Source organism: Asaia sp. As-1742 (assembly GCF_011753235.1).
GTDB lineage: Bacteria > Pseudomonadota > Alphaproteobacteria > Acetobacterales > Acetobacteraceae > Asaia > Asaia bogorensis_B.
Genome location: NZ_VWWA01000002.1, coordinates 70,777 through 93,086, shown reverse-complemented (window position 1 = coordinate 93,086; position 22,310 = coordinate 70,777). Strand labels below are relative to the sequence as shown.

Sequence of the window (22,310 nt, the reverse complement as noted above, 5' to 3'; positions counted from 1 at the left end):
CCGGCGCGAACCGAGCCGGGCTCAGATCGTGCCATCCTGATTGAATGTGAATGTCTGCCGGTCTGATCCATCGAGCCCGCTATATGTGATCGTGCATAGATAAGTACCCGGCGCCTTGGCCTGTAGTTCGACTGTCACGGGCTGGGTCTGATCGACACCGGCTTCAAGGCCGAGCTGGCTTGTAATCAGCCCCCGGGTTTCGACCTCGGCGATAGGCATACCGATACGGGCAGGCAGGCCAGCCCCATAATCGACATGCCAGAGATAGGCGCCGGGGTTCGTACACAATCGGCGCAGGATGGATTGTCGTGTCAGCAGATCTCCCGACGCCTCGCGCAGGCTGCCAGCAGGATCACAAAACAGATCCTCGCCAAACACGTGATAAAAATCACTCATCCGACAGGCTTTCCCGTCACCCCGTTGGCATAGGGGTGCACATGAGCGTCGAGACTATGCAGATCTGTGCGCACATCACCGCCCGAAACAGAAAGATTACCCCCCGAAACCCGTACACCCGCACCGGATATCTCAAGTCCACCTTCTCCCAGACTCATCTGCACCGTCCCGGCACGCAACACGATGGATGATTGCCCGACGACACAGCGCAAGTTCCCTGCCCCGAATGAGACACCCTCGCGCTGGATATGAAACCACCCCCCTTCCCCGGACTGGCCCTGCCCCTGTTCAGAAGGGGCACCGCACCCTGTACGCACAAGCAATTCCCCGGGCTGCGCCACCTTGCCCGTCTGGGGTGAAATCGCGGGACCAGCCACCACGTCGAAGAGGACCGATGTGATGACGAAGTTTTCGCCATCCCCCTCAATCGGCATCAGCAGAACATGAGTGCCGATTGCGCAGGGGCAGGACAAACGCAGGTCTCCAACTTGCGTCAGCGCCGCATCGGGTAGCCAGCCTGTTTCAGTATCATCAGGCTGCAGACGCACCTTCACCGCATGACTGGAGGGGTCTACCGCGCAAACGATCCCATGCACCGCATGGGTTACACGCATCTGGTGAGCTGCTGCCCATACCGGATTATCCATCATACCCCCTTCAGAAAATACGGTCCCGAAGCGTGACTTCCTGCCGATATCCCTGGGAGAGATCGAAAAAATGATCGACCGCATCCACCGCCAGTGTCCTTGGTCGATCTATCATCTCTCCTCCCAGCTTCATGAAATGACGCGGCTCAAGCCCCGCAATGGCTGGCAATGAGAGCCTGGCTTCACAGGCATGAGAGACGATCCGACGGTGCTTCCCCTGCGCCAATCGCCTGATATCGTCCATGCGCAGACCAGGCCCCCGAAACGTATAAAGCGCAGCACCCGATGCAGGGGGCTCTGTGGAAAATTTCTGCCCATCATAAAAGATTTCGCTTCTCGCCCGCTGGCGCGAATCCCATGAGCGCACACCGACCGATACCGCCCCACTCAGACCGAAATCATAACGAAAATGCTGCATCGTCATGCCGTCCGGTTCAAAAATCTGACCACTATCGGCATCTGGTGGACGGTTGATGATAATTGCTCGTCCACGGGCCTGACATTCATAGCCGTGATCACGCGCTAACGAAAAAGCCAGATCGAAAGCCGTCTGATAGCGATGCTGCGCACTGGCCGACAAACGTCTGTGCTCCAGTTGCCAGAACTGCCCGCAATAATAATCACCAGCGATATCGTTCCCGTTCAGGTCGCTTTGAAACTCCAGCCCAGCAGCCTGTGCAGCCTGCTGCACAATCTCGATAGCTGTCTGATTACTCCATGAGCGTGTGAGACGCGTGTCCAGCAAAAAACAGAGATAGTCCCGACACTCCAGACGAAACGATACCGGATCATTCTCTCGCGTTATGGCGTCCAGTGCCCCGTGAAACACGCTACGCCATCCAGCCTCGCCCGCAAGGCGATCAATCACCTGCAACTCGATATCCGGCCTGTCAAAACCGCTTCGCCCGGTGAGGCGGGAAAAGAGGGCAGATCCATCCTGTGCGGCGATAACGATGTGCGCCGTGTCGCACCTTTCATATCGCGTGCATTGCAGTCGGAAACCGCAAACATGCACGCCCTCTGGGCTCGTTCCATCGAGAAGAAGTCGAACCTGCCAGCTTCGGATCCTGCCCGTCATACCTCTGGCAACCCTCCCGTCTGTCCGACTGACGCCTCATCCGGCAGCAGGATCTGCACCGGCACCTCAAAGCCGGACAGATCCGGGTCGCTCATCCCGTTGCACGCGGCAATCCGCCACCATTGCAAGGCATCACCAAAATAACGGACCGCCAGATGGAAAAGAGACACATCGTCGCACGTGACCTGTATCTTCATCGCAATTCTCCCGATTCATATTCATGACGGGTCGATACCCAACGCCATGATTTCAACCGGCCAGAGTGCGCAGTGCCCGGTTCGCGTAACTACCGGCCTCGACGCCCAGAACAGAGGCCCCGGCATTTTGTGAAAGCAGAGACAGAGCGCCTGCGCTATTCACCGCGCCAGCTTCCATCGCCGCTCCAGCGTCCTGCGTTACTTGTCCCAGTTCACGAGCGGCAACGGAAAGAGGCGCCGTCACCGAAACTGCCGCTATTGGAACCCGCGATACAGACATGGCCGTCTGCCAGAGCGCGCTTGCCTTACCCAGAGCAGCCTGCGCACGCGCTACCCCACCACCTGCGCCCAGAACCTGCGCAACCGGCATGATTTGACCCGTCAGTGAGGTCAGCATGGTCGTACCAACCCATCCAGCCTCCGACATCTCCCCCAGCAGGCCCGCTATCGTGCTCAAACCGCTACCTAGATCAGCCCCCGCTATTTCCCCAATGCTCAGGGAAATAGCGGGCGGCGAAGCTTCACGCTCCAGCACAAGCCTGTAGGGACAAATCGTGCCCCGCGCCTGATACGACCAGGTGAATTCGGCAATCCAAACCTTGGCTGACAAATCTGCAACCGAGAAGGAAAGCGCTCGCGAAGCCTCACGCATGGCCTCGACCCGTCTCGCCCGAAGCGTCGCCAGGGGACCGACAAAGCGACCGGTCAGAACCAGTCGCGCGGGATCATTCCCGACAGCATCGATAACACGGCCGCCACCGAGAAGCCGATGGATCACCAGCAATTGCCGGCCACCCATCACAAGCTCGTCCGGGACTTCCGCCCCACTGAGGATCAGATCACCCAGCACGACCGGTGCTGACCTGTCGATCAGGCCTATCGCCCCAAGGGCATTTTCTATCTCGAGTAGCGACACACCCATGCGTAACCCTTCTACATCAGCCCGATGCTCATATTCGGATATTGAGGCGTGGCGATCTCATCAATCATTGCGCCGTAACTCCGCATGGATAGCGTGCGGGACATACTGCTTAGTATCGGCAGATATTGCCCATCATTCTGAGACGATCGCTCGGCAGCGGCCCACCCCTCCTCATGGTGCAAATTTCCGGTTCGTCCAGCCCCGTTGCCAACAGAACTCCCCTTCTCACCCGGCAAGGAAAAAGGTGGCAAAACTGCTAGGCCCCTGTCTCGAGAAACCGGTAGTCGCCTTGCGGAAATGCCGCGCTTCCGCGGCCCTGCAGGCAAGCGAATGGCAAGGTGAGGCATTTGCCGCGCCACAGCATCAAAGCTCGGGCCTTTCGGCCCGGTCCCTGATGCCGGAAGTAGAGGCATAACGCCGACAAGTCGCCTGGCATGTACTCGCAGGCCTACCCCGGCATGACCTGTCAAACCGCCCCTGTCGGTGGACACAGACGGCGTTTCCCGCGCACCCATACCCTGCAAATGCCCATACGATATCAAGCCAGATCGGCTTTGCACCTTAGGAGCAGAAAGCACGACAGGCCACGTTGCCGCATCTGAATACCGGAAGGACGGAATATCCGAACGAACCGGCATAACAGATGAGAGAACAACACCCCTTCCAGACCCAGACATGACCGGGCGACCAATAGGGAGTTTGAGAGGGCGCAACAGATGAGCCCCTGCAATGTCGGAAACTTTCAGCCCTCGCGATCTCCGCGCATCCGATGCCTGCGATACCCCCGTGTTTCTCGCTCTGGTGGATAAGGACAGCACAGAACGCGACACTGTTCCCGCAGGAAAAAAAGCCGGAGCGGGGCTATCGCGTAACTGGCTCGACCGGGCCGAGAGGGCCCTGCGCCGCAGCGGCACAAACGAGTGGCTTCCCCCCGAACGTCGCAGCACCGAGAGCCATACATCCCCGACCTTGCCCCTGAATCCAGGCATAAGAAACTGCATGATTTTCCCTCAGCGTGATCAGGCTTGGTCTTGCCGGTAACAGCACGCCTCCCAGTCAAACTGGAATCCGTCCATTTCTGCCATGACAATGCAGGCGGCCACACGTCTGGCCCGTGTCCACCCCATGACGACCGACCACGGCACCCCGTTTTTCACGAGATAAAGCGTCTCACGAAAAACAGGGTGCCGCGTCAGTTTTTTGCTGGCGCCATAACGACGTCATTTTCTTGCACCGCCCCGTCATAGACAGATTGCAATGCTGCAAGCCCATCATTGCCAATCCTGCGCGCCAGATCCTTGATCTCGTCCTTGGTCTGGGGCATCTGCACCGGCACACCATCAACGGCGCGAACCGAACAGACCATCTGTGCATAGGCCAGCCAGGGTGATGCCGAAGGTCCGGACACAGCGCTCCCCGCCGCCTCGATCAGATCGAGCATGTCGCCCGGATCGAGTTCGCAAAGGCTGAGCTTGCGCCCCGAACCGAATTCCGGTGTCTCAGGCAACATACTCAAGATATCTTGCTCCTCAGCGAGGCATAGAATTGCACATGCTGATGAATCATTCCCTCCGCCTGCCAGCGATCCGTCTTCAAGGACAGCGATACACCGCTATATTCCCAGGTGCTGGTCGTGCCGTCCGGCTCACGGATATACTGGTAAAGCGTTCCGCTCCCGATACTGCCAGCATTCCAGAAAGCGGCCTCGATCGCTGCCACCAGACTGTCGAGATTGGCATTGGCCCTGGCAATCGTGAAAATCCCGCGCCAGCCGCTGGGCGTATTGAATTCAACAGGCAGTCCATTCAGCGGCGTGGCCCGCTGAATGATCGTATGTTGCTCTGACTGGAACCCGGTCACATCACGCAAATCAATGCGTGACCCGTTCCAAAGCAGCGTGATCCTGCAATCCCGCCCGATACTGTAGGGGTTCGCCATCAATCACACACTCCCGCTGGCAGTGCTGACGCTCACCGAAGCGCCTCCCTGCAGGTTGATGATGAATTTCTCATTGATGCCCTGGTACTGCACCTGCACATCAGCCTGCACATATCCCGTCGCAATGCGCTCAGTGAGATTATTCGTCGCATCGCAGATCACCGCATAAGGCAATCTGCCCCCTGTGACACCGAGGATGTTCTGCGACAGTAAGCCCGAGAGAAAGCCAAGAAGCGAGGCACGGATATTACCAAACAGTGTATCGTTGATCACACTGCCAACATACTGCCCCATCGTCCCCTGAAGCGCGCGCGCCAGGTAGTTTGTCAGGCGGGTATAGGCATCGCTCTGGATCGCCACATTCTGCGAAGTGTTATGGCCTGCCCGTATCGACCAGTATTGCCCACCCGGTGACGGGTTGCAGATGACGTCAATGCCGTTCTCGATCAGCAGCCCAAGCTCGGCCAGCGTATAACCAAAGCGTGTCGCCTCAAGACCGTTTTTCTGGCTTCCCACAATCCCTGTCAGGGGCTTGTTCAGTCCCGACTGTTCCGGCGAGAGCGCAGCCAGCTTTGCCGCTGCAAAAAGCGCAGGGCTGACAAGCTGCAACCCAAGCGTGTCGTCATTCCACCAGAGCCAGTCGCCATGCATGTATTTCAGTGCGTGAGACGATAGCCCCAGTGCCATTCTCGTCTGGACGGCCTGCGCCAACGTCTCGCTTTTCGGGCCCGATACAACAGCGTAAAGCCCTTGATCCTGGCCAAAGCCCAACATCGGCACCATGATCGTGGTGTCCCCGACACCCGCACAGGTGACAACCGAACACCCCTGACTGGTCAAGGCATAAAGCCCGGTTCGGGTATCCGACGCGCCAACAAAACGTCCCGGACCCGGCTCCGCACCGTCACCGCCACCACCAAGCTGCACAACGCCCGGATCGCCAATCGCCGTCTCGGCCGACAAGTCGATCTGTACGAGCGCACGGGTATCGGCAGCAAGCGCCGCCTGCAACGCAGTCCAGTCCCCGCCTGTATAGGATGAAACCCCCAGTTCCTCATGAGCAACCGTCAGGACAAACATCCCGTCACGATAGCTCTGCTTTGTCAGGGCAACTGAAATCCCATTGCCAGCCGATCCTGTATAACACGCCGTGATACGGGCATTACCAAGGGTGCCGCGCGCCGGCGTGTCTGTTCCATCAGTTACACGCACCAGGCAAAACTGGTTCGCACCCTGATGCACGGCAATATCTACCGCCACATTCAGGTTGGACGCCCAACCCCGTTTACCGGCGAAGATCTCACGACATTGCGCAACACTCCCGACAATCGTCGGTACGTCCTTCGGCCCCCATGACGCGCTCCCCACAAGGCCAAGCAACCCGGATGAAACCCCCGAGATAACAAGCGTCTCGGGCTGCGCGATCTGGATATAGAGATCAGGCACAGAGAGCGCAGCCGTATTCAGCGTGCCACTCTGTATGAGTTGTGGCATGAACATTCCTTCCTGTTTTTTTCGAAAACCGTCTTGCGGTAGGCGAACAATCCGACGCAGTCCTGGCCGCAAGGCAGACACTGCAAAGCCGAAAGTCCGGGAAAAATGATCCTCGGGTCAGCCACATCCATCAAAAGACGACGTCTCGATCACTGTCCCATCCGGCCTCAACCGCCAGCCGCGATAGGCAATCGGCATGTCTTCCAAAGCTGCCAGCGCATCCAGGCTGCCCACAGGCGTTTCACCGCGCGAAAGATCGGGCGGCACATCGAAGGGGAATTGCGTCCCCCCTGCCTGCATCCATCCCCCGCCCGCGAGCATTCGGGGTGACCAGACAGAAGCATGATCATCCCAGATCGCTCTCAGCAGCACATCCCGACGGAACAGGTTCTGGGTCTGCATCGCATCCCGGTCTTCTTCACCCTCGAAAACGAGCTGGGCAGTCGTCCCGTCAGGCAAAGCCAACCAGTCATCAGGCAGGAGTCGTTCTGTAAGAAGCCTGCCCAGTGCCTCACATGTGCACTCGCTATCCGTCCAGATCGACACCCGGAAAAGCTGGCTCTGCCGCCGCGTCAAACGCGTGGAACGGGCATACCCGCTCACCGCGCCTTCAAGAGCCCCCGAAGAGACACGCAATGTGCCTGCCTCGACGTCACATCCAGTCATTTCTGCGGCGAGCGCCTGCACGATATCCTGCGCCGAATCCCGATCCTGAGCGACATATCGGGCAGAAATATCCGAGCCGTCATCCCTGGACCATCGCAGCGATACTACCCCCGGCGCGGTGCGGCCGGCGATACGTGCAATCGTCGCGACACGACCCTGCACGTTCAGGATCACATCAGGCGGTAGATAGAAACTTTCAGCCCAGACATTACCCAAAGGGACAGGCAAGCGTTCATAGCGCCCCGAAACTAGAGTCACTGTAACGTAGCTGACCGCCTCCCTGAGCGAAGGTGAAGCAAACAGATCCGAGGGCATCAAAGCCCCGGCCCGGAATATCACCCGTCCCTGAGTCAGGCCGGTCGAAGGCTCTGCCACAAGCGCGAAACGCGCGGCACAGCATAGCGCAAGCCCACGCGCGACAAGCAAAGCACCTGCCATGATCAGACCTGCTGCATGGATAAGAGCGCGCGGGTTCCGTTCTGCGACAGTTCGACGGTGTCGACCAGATAACGCGCGCCCTTCTCGTCCATGACCTGCATATAGGGCTTCAGACAGAAACCCGGCATGACCGGCAAATGCAGCATATAGCTTCCTGACCGCATGGCACCCGGCATACCGCTATGCCGATCCTCGCCCTTACCAGTCATCCACAGACTGGCCGGGCAACGATCGGCCAGCAGCCTCTCCGCTCCACGCATCCCCATGACCGATATCTCGCGATTGCACGCGACAAAGAGTGCTGGCCTGCATGGTTCCAATTCAGCAACGAAATAAAACCGCTCGTCCAGCGCGATATAATCACCGATAGCCAGATCCCGCGCATCGCTCAGCCCGAGAGTCATGACCTGACCCCATCCCTTTGGCTTGCGCATACGAAATCCCGCATCGACATCAAGGCACAGATAAGGGGCTCCTACCGCATGACCCAACGGCGTAAGCGGGTCAGTAACCCGATATTGGCGTCCCATGCGCCCGATGCGGCGTGCAACCTGCGCAAACCCGGACGACACACGCTCCTGAAGCATTTGCATGGTTCATCTCCCGAATTCTCTGAGGTGTTCTGCTGCGGTGACGCGCGCTGTCACAGGGAGATCAGAGCATGGTCCTGCATGTCGGGGCCCGGTGCCACACCCAGAAAGCCGCACACCCTGCGCCGCCACCAATCAAGCAATCTGACGCGCTCGGATAATTCACGCGTATTACGCGTCCATACCGAGGCCACCTGCGTATCCAGTGTGTCGGAGGCACGAGAAATCGCCCGTTCCATTTGCAACAGTGTCGCCAGAAAATAGCGCATGCGCCGGCGCTCGGGTGGCGCAAGCGTGTTCAGTCGGAATTCCAGCGTTCCTGCGCTTTGAAAAAACCGCCAGGAACTCTCTCCCGACCCGACATCACCAAGGGCTGCATACCCGCAGAAGCGGCGGATTTCGGTTTTTTCTTCATCGGTGAGTTGGTCACCGGATGGCGGTACGCCGCCACACGACATATCATCCTCCATCACACCGCTCCCGTCTGAAAGTCCGGCCGGAGGCTGACCGATCGACATGGCAAGACCTCCCGGTTCATCAAAGAGCGTCTGTGCCGAGGCTCTCGATCACCACACCACGCTTGAGATAGGCATTGGTCGCTGTCGGGATGATGGATGCGTCGGCCGTCACATCCGTCGGCAGGGCAAAACCACCAATCCAGTACCATGACTGCGCGATAATCTGTTTCAGACGATCCAGCGGCTCACGGGTGACCATCGCCACGCCGTCCACAATGTCGACAAGCGCCCGCTCGGCATCGGGGATATCTGAATGCCCCACACAGGCGCAGTCCCCCTCTACCAGAGCCCCCTGCCCCAGAAGCAGCGCACGATGAATCGGCCCACCACCCAGTGAGGCCTGCTGCGGCGCTTCGGTCGTCGGCACAAAACGCACACCCAGCAGTTCAATTACCTGCCCGGACCGGTACTCCTCCGACCCGTAAGCGCCGCGATAGAGATACTTGAAATCGGCATCCCTGAAGAGCGAGAGCAACTGCAGATCATCAAGATAACAATTATACGCACCATCGATCATGGGCACGTTATTGCGTCGCAACGAAGCGACACCAGCCAGCACGTTCTGGATCCCGAGCGTATCGCCATCGGCCCTTTTGAGATCTGCTGTTGTCGCCTTGCCGTTGGGCCGCAGAACCAGCGGGGCAGTCGATGCGACAACCGCCATACCCGCCGTGGCATCCGCAACAGTTGCCGATGCAGCAAGCTGTAACTGCCCGGAGATACCACCAGGCGCCGTCGAGACATTCACAGCGTCCGGAACGGCACCGTTGACCGTGTAGACCCCGCTGCCAATGGTCACCGTCATGCCTGCACTTGCTCCGACAGGCCGCACAAGACCGGACACGATGACAAACTGGAAGCCGCGAATATCATCGACCGAAACCGTCGTGGTTTTCGCTGTCGCCGTTGTCGTCACACGCGTATTACCGCCCAGATAACCACCGACACCGCCAGAAACGCCGCCAAACAGTGCATTGCGTGCCAGGCGGTCCAGCGACTGCATGGCCTGCATGCCATTTGTCTGTGCATTGGCCAGAAACTGTGAGGCAATGCCAACACCAGTCGTGACCATGTTCAGATCAATCGTATCGCCATACTGATTGATACTGAGAGTGTATTGTTCGACCGACCAGCCACTTGGTGAGAGCCCGTTGTCGAAATTCGTATTGCCCGAAGGCAGGAGCGGCGTCGTTACAGGTGATTTGAGGCTCTTGCGTGTTTTCGTCAGCGTCTCACCAATTGCATTGGGAAAAACCTCACGATCCGCAATCGCCCGAAATCCAGGACGGGAATGAAGCCCCGTCTCGAACTCACGTGCCAGAAAACCCTGCTGAATGGCAGCGCGAAGCTGCTCGGGAAAATTCTCGATACCCATCTCTACTCACCCCAGACCCGTATTTCAGATAATTCCAGCCAGAAACTGCCGCTTGCGCAGGGCATAATCGTGCGCGGGCAATTGGCGCGCATCCTGTCCCTGGGCTGGTGCCGGCTTTGGTACGATCCCGGCACTTTCCTGCGCCTCGCCCGACAAACGCTGTCCCGTTTCCCGAAAAAGAAAGCGTCGCGCCTCACGCGCATCACGCAACGCCTTCTCCACGCCCTGCGGCACATTCTCTTCAGACCAGGTTATGGCAGCGCGATCGACATGTGCTGCAACCAGATCAGGGTCATAGGCCCCAAGCCGCGCAGCTTCAGCGCGCAGCGCCCCTGCAAGCACAGTATCGCGTGCGGCTGCCTTTACTCTGGCCAGTTCCTCCTGATGCGTCTGAACAAGGGAATCCCGTTCAGCAGCAAGTTCAGCAAGAGAGAGGCGAAGCGCATCGACATCATCCACCATGTCCATTTCCCCCTACAGGGTTTGTTCGGGCCGCCTCTGCAGCCCTGATTTCCGTCCACTCGGCAGCCGGGTCAGCAATGCCGGCAGCACTGGCATACAGCCGGGCCGCTGTTTCACGGCTCAGCAATCCACCCGACTGCGCCGCACAAAGCCCCTGCGCGAGCGGCAGCAATTCCGATTCATCAGCAGTGAACCAGGCTGGCCAATGCAGGGAGAGTCCCCCCGCATCGAGATTTCGATAGGTTCTCGTCCCGATCTGTATCCCTTCGGGCATGACCGACGAGAGATGACAGAGCAGGCGATACAGTGGCAGCACACCACCCTCGCCATAAGCGCCACGCAAACGATCAGCCATCCAGATAAGGGGCTGACACATCAGTTCCATGGCGCGGCCGGATTGTGGCGCACCCAGACGATCGCCGTGCATACGGTTACCGTGCAACTGCTCCAGCACCAGCTGACGCAATTCACGGTAATGCGCCAGAACCGCACCGGCAGCAGCGCCATTGATTTCCAGCAGCTTGGCATCGCCTTCAGGCGGCAGGGTCAGGGCGGAGGCCGCCCCTCCCTGTCGTGCCATGCCTTCGGGAATGTCCGGCGTCTTGAGCACGAGCGTCGGATCGGAGCCGTATTTCAGCCCCCGCCCGGCTTGTGAAAGCAGATAATCGGCTTCAATGACCGTATCGATCGCTTTCTCGAAGCTACATTCCCCCTCAGCCTCGCCACCAGCCCCGCCGAAATTCCTGATCCATATAATCGGCACCACGCCAAAACCGTGATGATGCGACCGCTCTGCATCAAGTGGCGCATCCCCCTCCTGATCGACGGGATGGGGCACAAAAACCCGCACACAATCGCGATCCCAGCATCGGTGCCACCAGAAGCGCATGGCCGCACGCTCAGGCGCGATAGCATAACCACTTTGCTGCAACGCCTGCCCGGTCACGACATAGCGTTCGGTCACACGCAGCAAGGCACCCACACGATCCCATTCAGGCGTTAAATAAGCTGTTTCAAGCACACGAGGCATCGGTCTGGAGCCAACAAGCTCGATCCAGAGCGCTACTGACCCAACCGAGCCACGTATCGCCGCCTGCGTCATGAGTGACGCCAGACCAGCCTCACAGGCAAAACGGTTCAGAGCATCCGCCGTCGCCTTTTCGCTGGAGACAGCAAGCGGCCAATGCGTATGGCCAAATAAAAGCGAGACCGCTTCATCGACAACAGTCCTGCACAGATTGGTCCGTACAGAGGGTCTCCGCTGGGATAGGGGGATATATTCTCCCGCCGCATTACGCTCCGTCGCAAAAGGATAGGGCAGAACATCATACTGCGTTCCATCCAGAACCCTTTGCAGGGCCAAAAGCCGCAGCGTCCTTGGAGAAAAACCAGGAGGAGAGGCATATCGTCCCTGAAGCGCCACCCAATCCATGTAACCTCCCTTATCGTGAAAGACTGAACCACCCCCGGTCCTGCCAACGGCCCGGCGCTGCCTGAGGCTCGATCATCAGATCGCTCAGCGCCCAGATCAGCGCATCCGCGCGATCGGGCGAGGCTGCCCCGCCAAAACCTCGGTTCGAGAAAAGACAAAGCTGCGATTCAAGGGACGAAAAGCGCCCATGATGGATCACACGTCCCTGCTCATAGAGCGCCGCAACGGGCTCGGCGCGCGCAGCCTTGCCACGCGATGCCGTCACCATTCTGAGCGCAGCCCTGGGATCGACGCTTCGGAGCGTCGCCTCCACCAGAGCCCCACCAAAATTGCGTTCCGCCACAATCCTGTCTGCCTGCCAGAGCGCTGCCGCCTGTATGGCCCGACGTGCCCACCCCATGGGCGTGTCACGTGTGGAGCAGTCCTCCAGCACATGCCCGATCCCATTGTGGTCGATGGCGGCCACAACAATACCGATTTCGTCCGCACCCAGATCCGAGGGCCCGGAGGCCCCTGAGGGATCAATCGCCACGACGACACGCTTCATCTGCCCAAGCAGGGCGTCGCGATGCTGATCAGAAACCGGTTCAGCGCGCTGAAACATATCGACCCGCCAAAGCGCACCCTCGATAACGGTCTGATACTCCCCCAGCAGAAAACGCCTCCGATCGCGTTCGGGCAGTGCATCCAGCTGGCCCAGATAGGCCTCGCTGAGATTGGCCCGGTTCTGCTCAGGGTTCATGACCATCGAGGCATAAAGCGAGGGGTCCGCATGACGCATCCCCGACCGTGGCTCGATGCCACTTTCGAAAACGGCGTATAACCAGTGATCGGTCGCGGGCGGATTGGCGTCGATATATTCCCGCGGCGTCAATCCACAACGCTGTGCGAGACGCGTCAGCAACATGTTCCTAGCGCCATAGCTTATCTGACTGGCTTCATTCAGATAGATCGTCGCAAATTCCAGCCCGAGAATTTTCTCTGTCCGTGCCGAGTCATCCAGCCCCCCAAAGAGGATAGACGACCCATTGGGAAACAGGATCCTGTTGCTCTGCCCGTCCCATTTGTATCGACGCTTTGGAAAGCAGCATTGCATAACCTTGGGAAACGTATCCTGGATGATGCTGGCCCGTAGCGCATTCTGACGATGTCTGAAGACGCCGTGCCGTGAGTGTGGCTCCCGCAAAGCCCTGACAACGAGCGCCCGGATCAGTATAAATGTCTTGCCCGAGCGCGATCCTCCGCGAAGAAAAATGTGGCGGGCCCTCCCTCCGAGCAGGCGATTGGCCTCTTCCTGAACAGGTGTCAGCGCAAAACGCGGCTCAGAGCGTGTCATCACCCTCGCCCAGGGTCAGCTCCGGTTCGGGTCCATCGCCTTTTGTCGGCGCATCCCTGAAGCTCGACGGGCGATGCGCCCGCAGCAGCATACGCAACAACCCGTCGCTGTAGCGTGTCCGCGTTACCGGATTGCCCTCGGCATCACAAACAAGCCGCCCCCCATAAAGCACCGGTTCTTCGTAACCATGGATGGCTCTTCGCCTGGCCTCGGCCTCCAGAAGGTCTGTCGCCTCCTCCAGCGCCTGCTTCCATTTCTCACAAAACAGTTCATCGCTATGGCGCCAGTTATAGGCCGTCTTGCGATCAATTCCCGCGGCCCGTGCCGCATCCGAAACGTTTGCGCTCTTCCTGAGGTGATCGAGAAAGACGCTCTGCAGGACATTGCCTTTGGGCCGTCCCCGAACGGCGCGTCTAATGTCCATTTCAGCTCCGTTGCAAGAATTCAGGAGATATTGCAGTTGCAGATATCGGTATGTGTTATTCAGGCTTTCGTTGCGAACCAAGTATGAACAGGGCAATGCAGAAGACGCCATTTCATCGCAATGCCAGTCTAAAACTCACGTCTTTAGTGCATTGGTTGGTAAGCGCCTCGAGTGCCACAGCCCTCTGGGCCATGCACTGGTTCGATCAGATTGTGCCATTTCTGTCCTGAGGCGCTCCCTGATACGAGCCAGACACGAGGGGCGTGTGCATCCAATCCTCGCAAGGGATAAATACCTGCGTAGACACGGCACTGCACGAACGCGCATATTCGCGACCGGCAGATTTGCATCTGCAATATCGCCCAGATTCAGCGGCAAATCAGCCCGATGAGACAGGTCGGAGGCGACAACCAGAGGACAGAGAACAGCGTCCTCTTGCCTTCCATACACAACGATAAAAAAATTATTCCTGCAAACCACCACATCCCCGACATTGATATCGGCGTTGGTTTTCATTCATCTATTTCATTATGCAATCTTTATAGAACTATATACTTATTTTTGCAAGTTTTTATTTTTGTAGTATTCAGATAACCATTCCAATGCGAGGGCACATTGCGCGGCGGTCTTGGTTCTAGCCTGAGCACGAGTGTCATCAGGAAATATCAGGTGCGCCATATCGGAAAAGCGCATTTCTCTGACGAGAAGCATCTCGATCCGACTATGGAGCCCATCCCCCATCAGTTCACGCATCCGCCGCAATCGCGCAGCGCATTTGCCGCGCCCAAGCATCCAGGTGTGGATATCACCCTTCTCGCCCGGATAGTCGGATAAGGAGGTCTCCACAACGCCGCGTTCGGCATAATCAAATTCGGCGCGCCAGCGCTGTGCGGCCGCGACCTCATCGTCGCCTATGTCCCCGGCATCGCGCAACCGTGCAACCGTCGTCCATAGACGTAACGCCGCACCCTCTTTCCGGAAACGATGGCGGCGCATTCTCTCCGGTGTCGGCGCATTTTTGTCGTGCGCCTGTTCCAACTGGTTTTTCATGTCTATGCTTTCGATACCCGCAACCGATAATCAAAATGCCCGTTCGCCACGACTGGACTGCGCCTCAGGCTTTTTGACTCACCGCCGGATTTGCTCGCGCCTCATCATAGACAGGCGCTTCGTCCTCTCCCCACAAAGCCCCCCAGCTCACCTGATGGCCCGCGCGCAGGGCGCCTGTATCGTCACGCCCATCCTCAAGTGTTGCTGCGCTATATCGTGGCCTGAGGGAGGGCTTCTCATCAGCGCCACCCGGCATCATTCGATACCTTGCGCCAAGCCCTCCCTGTCTGGGCGACGACACTTTCCGACCGGCTGACGCATCATGGTCCAAGGCCTGGAGAATGCGCGCCAGTTCGGCTCCTGTCGCTGCTCTGCGTGGTTTTGTCAGAACGACTGTCATGCCCCTTCCTCTTCCTAAAAAATATGGCTAAATGCCATCATTCCAAACATAGGCAGGCGCGCAAATACCCTCTGGATTTGGCAATGAGCCATTGCTATGAATGCCTCATGGCCAAACACAAACGCCCTGACTCGCTCGCGATCGTCCAACGCGCCATCGGGCGTCGAATTTCCTGGGCGAGAGAACTCGTCTTTCCCAATCAGAGTGAGTGCGCACGCCTTCTGGGCGTGGACGCGTCGACGCTCAACAAGATCGAGAAAGGCGACCGTGCTCCAAGCGTGTTCCTCATCATGTCACTTTCCAATCGCCTGCGGGTTTCAACCGATTTTCTCCTAAAAGGCGTTCTGAACGGTCGCACGGATGAGGAGATGGCTCTTCGCTTGGCGGCTCTGCACCCAGAGTTGGTGCTCCAGCAGCAGGGCAAGGCGTTTCACACGGACAGAAACACGCCTTTCGACAGGCAAGAGCCGCCCAGGAAACAAGATGAGGACCATTTTTGATGTCCTTGTTGTTATTGCACATCCAGAAAATCAGCCTTCTTCGTACGCAGCTTCAGCGCTTGAAGCGGGACGCAGCAAGAACAAATTAAGAACGGTCCCCGTCCTATACTATTCCTTGCACCTCGCGCCGTTGCGTTTTGATCAGTGCCAACCGACCAGCTGCGCCTTGAAGTCCGGGGACTTCTGGACGATTAACGTGTTATTAATGGCATTAAGCCATAATGTCAAGAAATCGTTGTGGCGATTTGCCACAAAACTCACCAAACGGCGCAATGGAACAATTTTCTAAAACAACATTTATGCGACATTTTATGTCAGCGCCTATACGATCCGTAGATGTCTGGTCTGAATAAGTAATGACATGCGTCGACACTACGCTATCATTTTGTTAATGTTAATTCAGATTAATGAAACAACATAAACTGCCGTAAGGCATCTTCCCTTCGTACGAGAAGAGAGCGCATGAATTCATGAACGCCATCGTCGTAACTGCCTTAAGGCGGCCCCTGACCTTTGTCGTCTTTTCGATCCTGATTCTGATGTTTGGAATCATGTCGATCTTCAAGACGCCAACCGACGTGTTCCCCGAGATCAAGGTGCCTGTCGTTTCGGTCATCTGGACCTATCCCGGTCTGTTGCCGAACGAATTCGCCGGGCGAATCACCTATAATTTCGAGCTGGCAGTCACGACGACTGTGCAGAACATCGAGCATATGGAGTCGAACTCCTATTACGGGCGTTCGATCGTCAACATCTACTTTCAGCCTGGCACACCTGTCGGCACGGCTGAAGCGGAAGTGACAGCCATTTCACAAACGATTCTCCTCGGCCTGCCGCCCAAGGTGCCGGCCCCGATGATCGTCGCGCTCGATCCCTCACAGGTTCCTGTCATCGCGCTTCAGATCACCTCCGAAAAACAGACACCTTCCGATCTGTTCAAACTCGGCGTCATCCGTGTTCGTCCGCTCCTTGCCACCGTTCCCGGCGCCGTCGTCGCCCATCCTTATGGTGGCATGGACAGCTTCGTGATGGTGTCTCTCAACCAGGAGCAGCTTCGCGCCCATCACCTCTCGGCTGCCGATGTGCAGGCAGCGCTTACCGCACAGAACATCGTTCTCCCTGCAGGCGACCAGAAGATCGACGCCACGGACTGGATGGTCCAGACCAACGCTGCGCCGGAATCGATGGAAGACATCGCGGCCATCCCGGTCAAGCGCGTTGGTAACGCTGTCATCTATATCCGTGACGTGGCCGATGTGTATCGCGGCGGCCATCCCCAGACCAACCTCGTGCTCGTCAAGGGCCGTCAGGCGGTCGAGATGATCACCCAGAAGGGTGGTACGGCCTCGACGCTCGACGTGGTCTCCGCCACCAAGGCCCTTCTGCCACGCCTGCGCGCCATCCTGCCCCCGGACGTTCAGGTCTCCATCCTGGCCGATGCCTCGGTCATGGTGAAGGAGCAGATCAAGGACGTGGTCCGTGAAATGATCACGGCCTCCATCCTGACCGGCATCGTGGTGCTGCTGTTCCTTGGTTCGTGGCGTTCTACCGTCATCATCGCCACCTCCATCCCGCTTGCCATTCTCTGCTCGATCATCGGGCTCGGCTGGGCGGGTCAGTCCATCAACATCATGACCCTTGGCGGTCTTGCCCTCGCCGTCGGTATTCTCGTCGACGACGCCACGGTGATGATCGAGAACATCGATACCCATCTCGAAATGGGCAAGGATCTCGAACTCGCCATCATCGACGCCGCCAACCAGATCGTCATCCCCACCTTCGTTTCCACCACCTGCATCTGCATCGTGTGGCTGCCGCTCTTCGAGCTGTCCGGGGTCGCGGGCTATCTCTTCATGCCCATGGCGCTCGCCATCATGTTCGCCATGATCGCGTCCTTCATCCTGTCGCGTACCCTTGTGCCCACCATGGCGAAGTTCCTCCTCGCCGGTCAGGTGCACCACGCCCACGGTCATGACGACCGTGCCCCGGCGCCCAAGGGCTTCTTCGGTCGCTTCCAGCGTGGCTTCGAACACCGCTTCAACAATTTCCGCGAAGGCTACAACACGCTGCTGACACGCTGCGTGGCCCGTCGCGGCATGTTTGTCGGCGTGTTCCTGCTGATCTCCATTGCTTCGCTGGGTCTCTATGGCGTCGCGGGGCGTGACTTCTTCCCCGAGGTCAAATCGGGCTCGCTGCAGATGCATATGCGTGCCCCGCTCGGCACCCGTATCGAAGTCGCAGGCCGCATTGCCGCCCTGGTCGATAACCGCATCAACCAGCTCCTGCCGGGCAAGGTGGAGAACATCATCTCCAATTGCGGCCTGCCTGAAGGTCCGCACAACCAGGCCTTTATCCCCACGCCGACCATCGGCACGCAGGATTGCGATCTGACCATTGCGCTCAAGGATGAGGAATCACCCGTGTGGGATTACCGCGCCCTACTCCGCAAGGATCTCTCGGCACGCTTCCCCGGCACGGTGTTCACCTTCCAGCCTGCCGACCTGACCGACAAGATCCTGAATTTCGGTTCGGCCGCACCGATCGACATTCAGCTCTCCGGCCCCAGCGTCTCGGATAACTACAATTACGCCAAGCACCTGATCGGCAAGATCCGCCAGATCCCGGGCACGGCCGATGTCGTGATCCAGCAGACGATGTCCACCCCCACCCTCATGGTGAATGGCAACCGTACCTTCAGTCAGGCAACCGGTCTAAGCGAGAACGATCTCGCCACGAACGAACTGCTCACCCTCGCGGGTTCCGGCGTGGTCGATCCCCAGTTCTGGCTCGATCCGGTCGATAACGTGACCTTCCCGCTCAACGTCTACACTTCGCAGGACCAGCTCACTCACCTGAACGACCTGCTCACGGTTCCCATCGACAAGGGTGACGGCAACCCCAACGACCAGACGCAGCTTCTGGGCGCCATTGCCAATGTCGTACCCACCGGCACGCCGGGCGAGGTCTCGCACTACAACTCGATGTCCGAGATCGACATCTACGTGAACGTCGAAGGCACCGATCTGGGCAACGTACTCGACGCCGTGAACGACACCATCGCCAAGGATGCGCCCAACCTGCCGCGCACCACAGCGGTCGATGTCCACGGTCAGGCCACCACCATGCATGGTGCCTATGTCCAGCTCGTCTTCGGCCTCTGCGTCTCCGTCGTGCTGATCTATCTGCTGATCGTCGTGAACTTCCAGTCCTGGCTGGACCCGTTCATCATCATCACGGCTCTTCCCGGCGCATTGGGTGGTATTGCCTGGGCCCTGTTCCTGACCGGCACCCGCCTGTCGGTTCCGGCCCTCACCGGCGCCATCATGTGCATGGGTACGGCCACCGCCAACTCGATCCTCGTCGTGTCCTTTGCCCGTGAGCGCCTCGAGGTTCATGGCGATGCGCTGCGCGCCGCCATCGAGGCCGGGTACGGTCGTATCCGTCCGGTTCTCATGACCGCGCTCGCCATGATCGTCGGCATGATCCCGATGGCCACTTCAAACTCCACCAATGCGCCGCTCGGTCGCGCCGTCATCGGCGGCCTGATCGTGGCTACAATCTCCACCCTGCTCTTCGTGCCCTGCGTCTACGCGATCCTGCACAACCGCTCTGCCCGCCAGAAGGAAACCGTCTAATGGCCACCTCCCCCAAGATCATCGCTGTTGCGGGAGGATGCGTCCTCGCGCTCTGGGTCGGCGCCCTCGTTGTCGGTCGCGTCCACCACAATCACGCCCTCGCCACTGAAACGGCACAGAACGCCATCCCGAATGTCGCGGTGCTGAACCCCATCCAGTCGCCTGACAAGGTGGCCCTCACCCTCCCCGGCAATATCGATGCCTGGTATCAGGCGCCGATCTATCCGCAGGTCTCAGGCTATGTGAAGATGTGGTTCAAGGATTACGGCGCCCATGTGAAGGCCGGCGATGCGCTGGCCGAAATCAACGCACCCGCGCTGGATGCGCAGTACGCCCAGGCTCAGGCGGACCTGAATGCGGTACTCGCCAAGTACCACCTCGCCGCCGTCACAGCCGAACGCTGGCGCGCGATGGGCAAGTCGCAATCGGTTTCAGGCCAGTCGGTCTCTGTATCGAATGCGAACGAGCAGTCGGCCAAGGCCGAGGTCGATGCCGCCCAGCGCAACGTCGATCACTTCGCGGCCCTCGAGAAGTTCAAGACCATCGTGGCCCCCTTCGATGGCATCGTGACGTCGCGTAGCATCAATGTGGGCGATTACGTCCATGATGGTGGCGGCAATCTCAACAGCACAGGTGCAGCGTCCGAACTGTTTACCGTGGCCGACGTGCACAAGCTGCGCCTCTTCGTGTCCGTGCCGGAAGTGTTCTCCTATATCCTCCAGCCCGACATCACCGCCGATGTCAGCGTGCCCCAGTTCAAGGACAAGAAGTTCCACGCGAGCTTCCTGACCACAGCACGCGGTTATGACCCGAACACCCGCACCGTGACCTCGGAATTCACCATGGAAAACCCCGGTGAGGTTCTCTGGCCCGGCACCTTCGCCTCAGTCGAGCTCAAGGCCCACAACGAAACGGCCCACCTGTTCGAGGTCCCGACCTCCGCCCTCGTCTTCGAGGAAAAAGGCATGCAGGTCGTCGTCGTGAATGACGACAACACGGTCCACTACAAGAACGTCGTCGTAGGCCGCATGGCGGATACCTCAACCGAAATACAGGCAGGCATCTCGCCAAAGGATCGTATTATCGCCAACCCGCCAGCCGACCTGCTGGAAGGTGACAAGGTCAACGTCACCACACCCCAGCGTGGCTACAACCAGTCCGGATTCGGGGCCTCGGAATGACCACAAGCAAGATCAAGAAGCTGGCTCTGGCCTGCGGCACGGTTCTGACAGCCTTCGGTCTGTCAGCCTGTGACCTTGCGCCAACCTACAAGCCGCCCACCTTCGTCGTGCCAGCCAGCTGGCACGGCCAGGGCCCCTTCGCCACGGCCACCCCGGCTGATGCCACACTGCCCACAGATTGGTGGACATTGCTGAACGACCCGCTTCTCAACCAGATGGAAGCGACGCTCACAACCTCCAATGCCGACCTGCAGGCCGCAGCCGAACGCTTCATTCAGGCACGCGCCCTCGTGGTGCAGGCCCGTTCGGAGCTGTTACCCCATCTCGCACTCGGTGCCGGTGCCTTTGACAACAAGCAGTCCGAAGACCGCCTGTTCCGCTACAAGGGCAACATCACCGAGACGGATGAGGAGTATCACGGGCTGGCTTCCTGGGAGCCCGATTTCTGGTCGTCCATCCGTAACCATGTGCGCGCCCAGAAGCAGTACGCACAGGAAAAAGCCGCCGACTTCGCCATGTCACGGCTGAGCCTTCAGGCTGAGCTTGCTTCCGACTACGTGCAGTTGCGCGGCTATGATGCGCAGATCGCCATCTACAACCAGTCGATCGGCTATTATCAGAAGGCTCTGCAGATCACGCAGAACCAGCTGCTTAACCAGGCTGCCCCACGCCTCGACGTGGCCCGTGCCCAGGCGCAGCTCTACTCGACACAGGCCGCCGAGCTTGATGTGCAGGCCGCCCGTGAAGTCACCGAGCACGCCATCGCCATCCTGACCAATGCCTCACCCTCGTCGTTTCACATCGCACCGACGCAGGTCATGGGCTTCCGTCAACCCAGCCTTCCCGCCGGCGTCCCGTCCGAGCTGCTTCAGCGCCGCCCGGACATCGCGAGCGCCGAACGCGAGATGGCTCAGGCCAATCGCGAGATCGGCATCGCCCGTGCCGCGTTCTACCCGCACATCTCGCTTCAGGCGGGTGGCGGCTTTGCCCAGAACGGCTTCGATCTCGCCAATCTGGCCAATTCGCTCTGGTCCTACGGCGCCTCGTTCGAGCTTCCCATTTTTGAGGGCGGCATGAGACGCGCCGAACTCCAACATGCCTGGTCGGCCTATCGTGAGACACGCGATAACTACCGCAGCAAAGTGCTGGACTCCTTCCGCGAAGTGGAAGACGGCCTGTCACGCACCAGCCGCCTCGATCAGGAAAATCGTACGCTCGAAAAAGCCGTCGATGCGACCCTGGCGACCCAGAACATGACCATGACGCTCTATCAGGGCGGTGTAGGCACGTATCTCGAAGCCATCTTCGCCCAGGTCCAGACGCTGGAAACCCGCATCCATCAAATCGAGGTAGCCACGCGTCTTTACCAGGCCGATATCGGTCTGGTCCGCGCCCTTGGCGGCGGCTGGAACGTCAAGCTCCTGCCCACGATGGATCAGACGCTCTCCATCACACCGCTGCAATATGACGATCTGCACCACCCGCAGCCCGTTGGCGGCGTCAATATCTCACAGCATCCCGAGCAGTTCGAAAATCTCAGCAGCGCCGCCCCTCAGGCGCCTGCCGCTGCAACGGGCAAATCCCTTCGCCCGATGTACGACCAGTAAACCCTGATCACCTTCGGCGTTGTC

At 58.9% G+C, this 22,310-nt stretch carries 22 protein-coding genes; 4 read left to right on the top strand and 18 right to left on the bottom strand.

The features are described from left to right. Nucleotides 1-21: 21 nt before the first annotated feature. The 18 genes from F3J08_RS03150 to F3J08_RS03065 all read right to left on the bottom strand — a co-directional run bounded on the left by F3J08_RS03150 (nt 22) and on the right by F3J08_RS03065 (nt 15,363). Nucleotides 22-396: a phage tail protein gene (locus tag F3J08_RS03150; protein ID WP_122040419.1), complete on the bottom strand. Its 375-nt coding sequence runs from the start codon at nt 394-396 to the stop codon at nt 22-24. Continuing rightward, a complete protein-coding gene (locus tag F3J08_RS03145) occupies nt 393-1,010 on the bottom strand; it encodes a baseplate assembly protein (RefSeq protein ID WP_240149105.1) in 618 nt (205 codons plus the stop codon). Before F3J08_RS03145 ends, F3J08_RS03150 begins: the two co-directional genes overlap by 4 nt. A 43-nt stretch (nt 1,011-1,053) precedes the next feature. Beyond that, nucleotides 1,054-2,121 carry a hypothetical protein gene (locus tag F3J08_RS03140; RefSeq protein ID WP_166928411.1) on the bottom strand — a complete coding sequence of 356 codons (1,068 nt, stop codon included), beginning with the start codon at nt 2,119-2,121 and terminating at the stop codon, nt 1,054-1,056. Beyond that, nucleotides 2,118-2,318 (bottom strand): hypothetical protein, encoded by a 201-nt coding sequence (locus F3J08_RS03135; RefSeq protein ID WP_035440173.1) that lies wholly within the window; start codon nt 2,316-2,318, stop codon nt 2,118-2,120. The genes F3J08_RS03140 and F3J08_RS03135 overlap by 4 nt, the downstream gene beginning before the upstream one ends. Before the next feature lie 52 nt (nt 2,319-2,370). Further along, complete coding sequence (locus F3J08_RS03130; protein WP_166928410.1) at nt 2,371-3,240, bottom strand: hypothetical protein; 870 nt, start codon at nt 3,238-3,240, stop codon at nt 2,371-2,373. 1,192 nt (nt 3,241-4,432) lie between these two features. Continuing rightward, the gene (locus F3J08_RS03125; protein WP_240149138.1) at nt 4,433-4,750 is read right to left on the bottom strand and encodes a hypothetical protein; all 318 of its coding nucleotides are present in this window, start codon (nt 4,748-4,750) and stop codon (nt 4,433-4,435) included. Between the two features lie 2 nt (nt 4,751-4,752). After that, complete coding sequence (locus tag F3J08_RS03120; protein WP_023979321.1) at nt 4,753-5,178, bottom strand: hypothetical protein; 426 nt, start codon at nt 5,176-5,178, stop codon at nt 4,753-4,755. A 3-nt stretch (nt 5,179-5,181) separates the two neighbouring features. Continuing rightward, complete coding sequence (locus tag F3J08_RS03115) at nt 5,182-6,672, bottom strand: phage tail protein (RefSeq protein WP_166928408.1); 1,491 nt, start codon at nt 6,670-6,672, stop codon at nt 5,182-5,184. Nucleotides 6,673-6,789: 117 nt separating this feature from the next. Next, on the bottom strand, nt 6,790-7,776 hold the full coding sequence (locus tag F3J08_RS03110) for a hypothetical protein (protein WP_166928407.1): 987 nt from the start codon (nt 7,774-7,776) through the stop codon (nt 6,790-6,792). Between the two features lie 2 nt (nt 7,777-7,778). Further along, nucleotides 7,779-8,369 carry a hypothetical protein gene (locus F3J08_RS03105; protein ID WP_166928406.1) on the bottom strand — a complete coding sequence of 197 codons (591 nt, stop codon included), beginning with the start codon at nt 8,367-8,369 and terminating at the stop codon, nt 7,779-7,781. A 50-nt stretch (nt 8,370-8,419) separates the two neighbouring features. Further along, the gene (locus F3J08_RS03100; protein ID WP_240149104.1) at nt 8,420-8,884 is read right to left on the bottom strand and encodes a hypothetical protein; all 465 of its coding nucleotides are present in this window, start codon (nt 8,882-8,884) and stop codon (nt 8,420-8,422) included. Between the two features lie 19 nt (nt 8,885-8,903). After that, a complete protein-coding gene (locus tag F3J08_RS03095) occupies nt 8,904-10,259 on the bottom strand; it encodes a DUF4043 domain-containing protein (RefSeq protein ID WP_166928405.1) in 1,356 nt (451 codons plus the stop codon). Between the two features lie 24 nt (nt 10,260-10,283). After that, on the bottom strand, nt 10,284-10,721 hold the full coding sequence (locus F3J08_RS03090; protein WP_162922346.1) for a hypothetical protein: 438 nt from the start codon (nt 10,719-10,721) through the stop codon (nt 10,284-10,286). Then, a complete protein-coding gene (locus tag F3J08_RS03085) occupies nt 10,711-12,084 on the bottom strand; it encodes a phage portal protein (protein WP_240149103.1) in 1,374 nt (457 codons plus the stop codon). The genes F3J08_RS03090 and F3J08_RS03085 overlap by 11 nt, the downstream gene beginning before the upstream one ends. 79 nt (nt 12,085-12,163) lie before the next feature. Then, nucleotides 12,164-13,489 (bottom strand): phage terminase large subunit, encoded by a 1,326-nt coding sequence (locus tag F3J08_RS03080; RefSeq protein WP_205206691.1) that lies wholly within the window; start codon nt 13,487-13,489, stop codon nt 12,164-12,166. Then, complete coding sequence (locus F3J08_RS03075; protein WP_166928403.1) at nt 13,476-13,913, bottom strand: hypothetical protein; 438 nt, start codon at nt 13,911-13,913, stop codon at nt 13,476-13,478. Before F3J08_RS03075 ends, F3J08_RS03080 begins: the two co-directional genes overlap by 14 nt. 555 nt (nt 13,914-14,468) lie before the next feature. After that, on the bottom strand, nt 14,469-14,963 hold the full coding sequence (locus tag F3J08_RS03070; RefSeq protein WP_166928402.1) for a hypothetical protein: 495 nt from the start codon (nt 14,961-14,963) through the stop codon (nt 14,469-14,471). A gap of 64 nt (nt 14,964-15,027) precedes the next feature. Then, the gene (locus tag F3J08_RS03065; RefSeq protein WP_166928401.1) at nt 15,028-15,363 is read right to left on the bottom strand and encodes a hypothetical protein; all 336 of its coding nucleotides are present in this window, start codon (nt 15,361-15,363) and stop codon (nt 15,028-15,030) included. Nucleotides 15,364-15,470: 107 nt separating this feature from the next. Between F3J08_RS03065 and F3J08_RS03060 the strand changes: the two genes are divergently transcribed. The 4 genes from F3J08_RS03060 (at nt 15,471) to F3J08_RS03045 (ending at nt 22,286) form a co-directional block, all read left to right on the top strand. Beyond that, nucleotides 15,471-15,863 (top strand): helix-turn-helix domain-containing protein, encoded by a 393-nt coding sequence (locus F3J08_RS03060; protein ID WP_122040433.1) that lies wholly within the window; start codon nt 15,471-15,473, stop codon nt 15,861-15,863. Between the two features lie 470 nt (nt 15,864-16,333). Continuing rightward, a complete protein-coding gene (locus F3J08_RS03055) occupies nt 16,334-19,498 on the top strand; it encodes an efflux RND transporter permease subunit (RefSeq protein WP_166928400.1) in 3,165 nt (1,054 codons plus the stop codon). Beyond that, nucleotides 19,498-20,679: an efflux RND transporter periplasmic adaptor subunit gene (locus F3J08_RS03050; RefSeq protein ID WP_062165401.1), complete on the top strand. Its 1,182-nt coding sequence runs from the start codon at nt 19,498-19,500 to the stop codon at nt 20,677-20,679. Before F3J08_RS03055 ends, F3J08_RS03050 begins: the two co-directional genes overlap by 1 nt. Further along, nucleotides 20,676-22,286 (top strand): efflux transporter outer membrane subunit, encoded by a 1,611-nt coding sequence (locus tag F3J08_RS03045; protein WP_166928399.1) that lies wholly within the window; start codon nt 20,676-20,678, stop codon nt 22,284-22,286. The genes F3J08_RS03050 and F3J08_RS03045 overlap by 4 nt, the downstream gene beginning before the upstream one ends. The last annotated feature ends 24 nt before the right edge of the window (nt 22,287-22,310 follow it).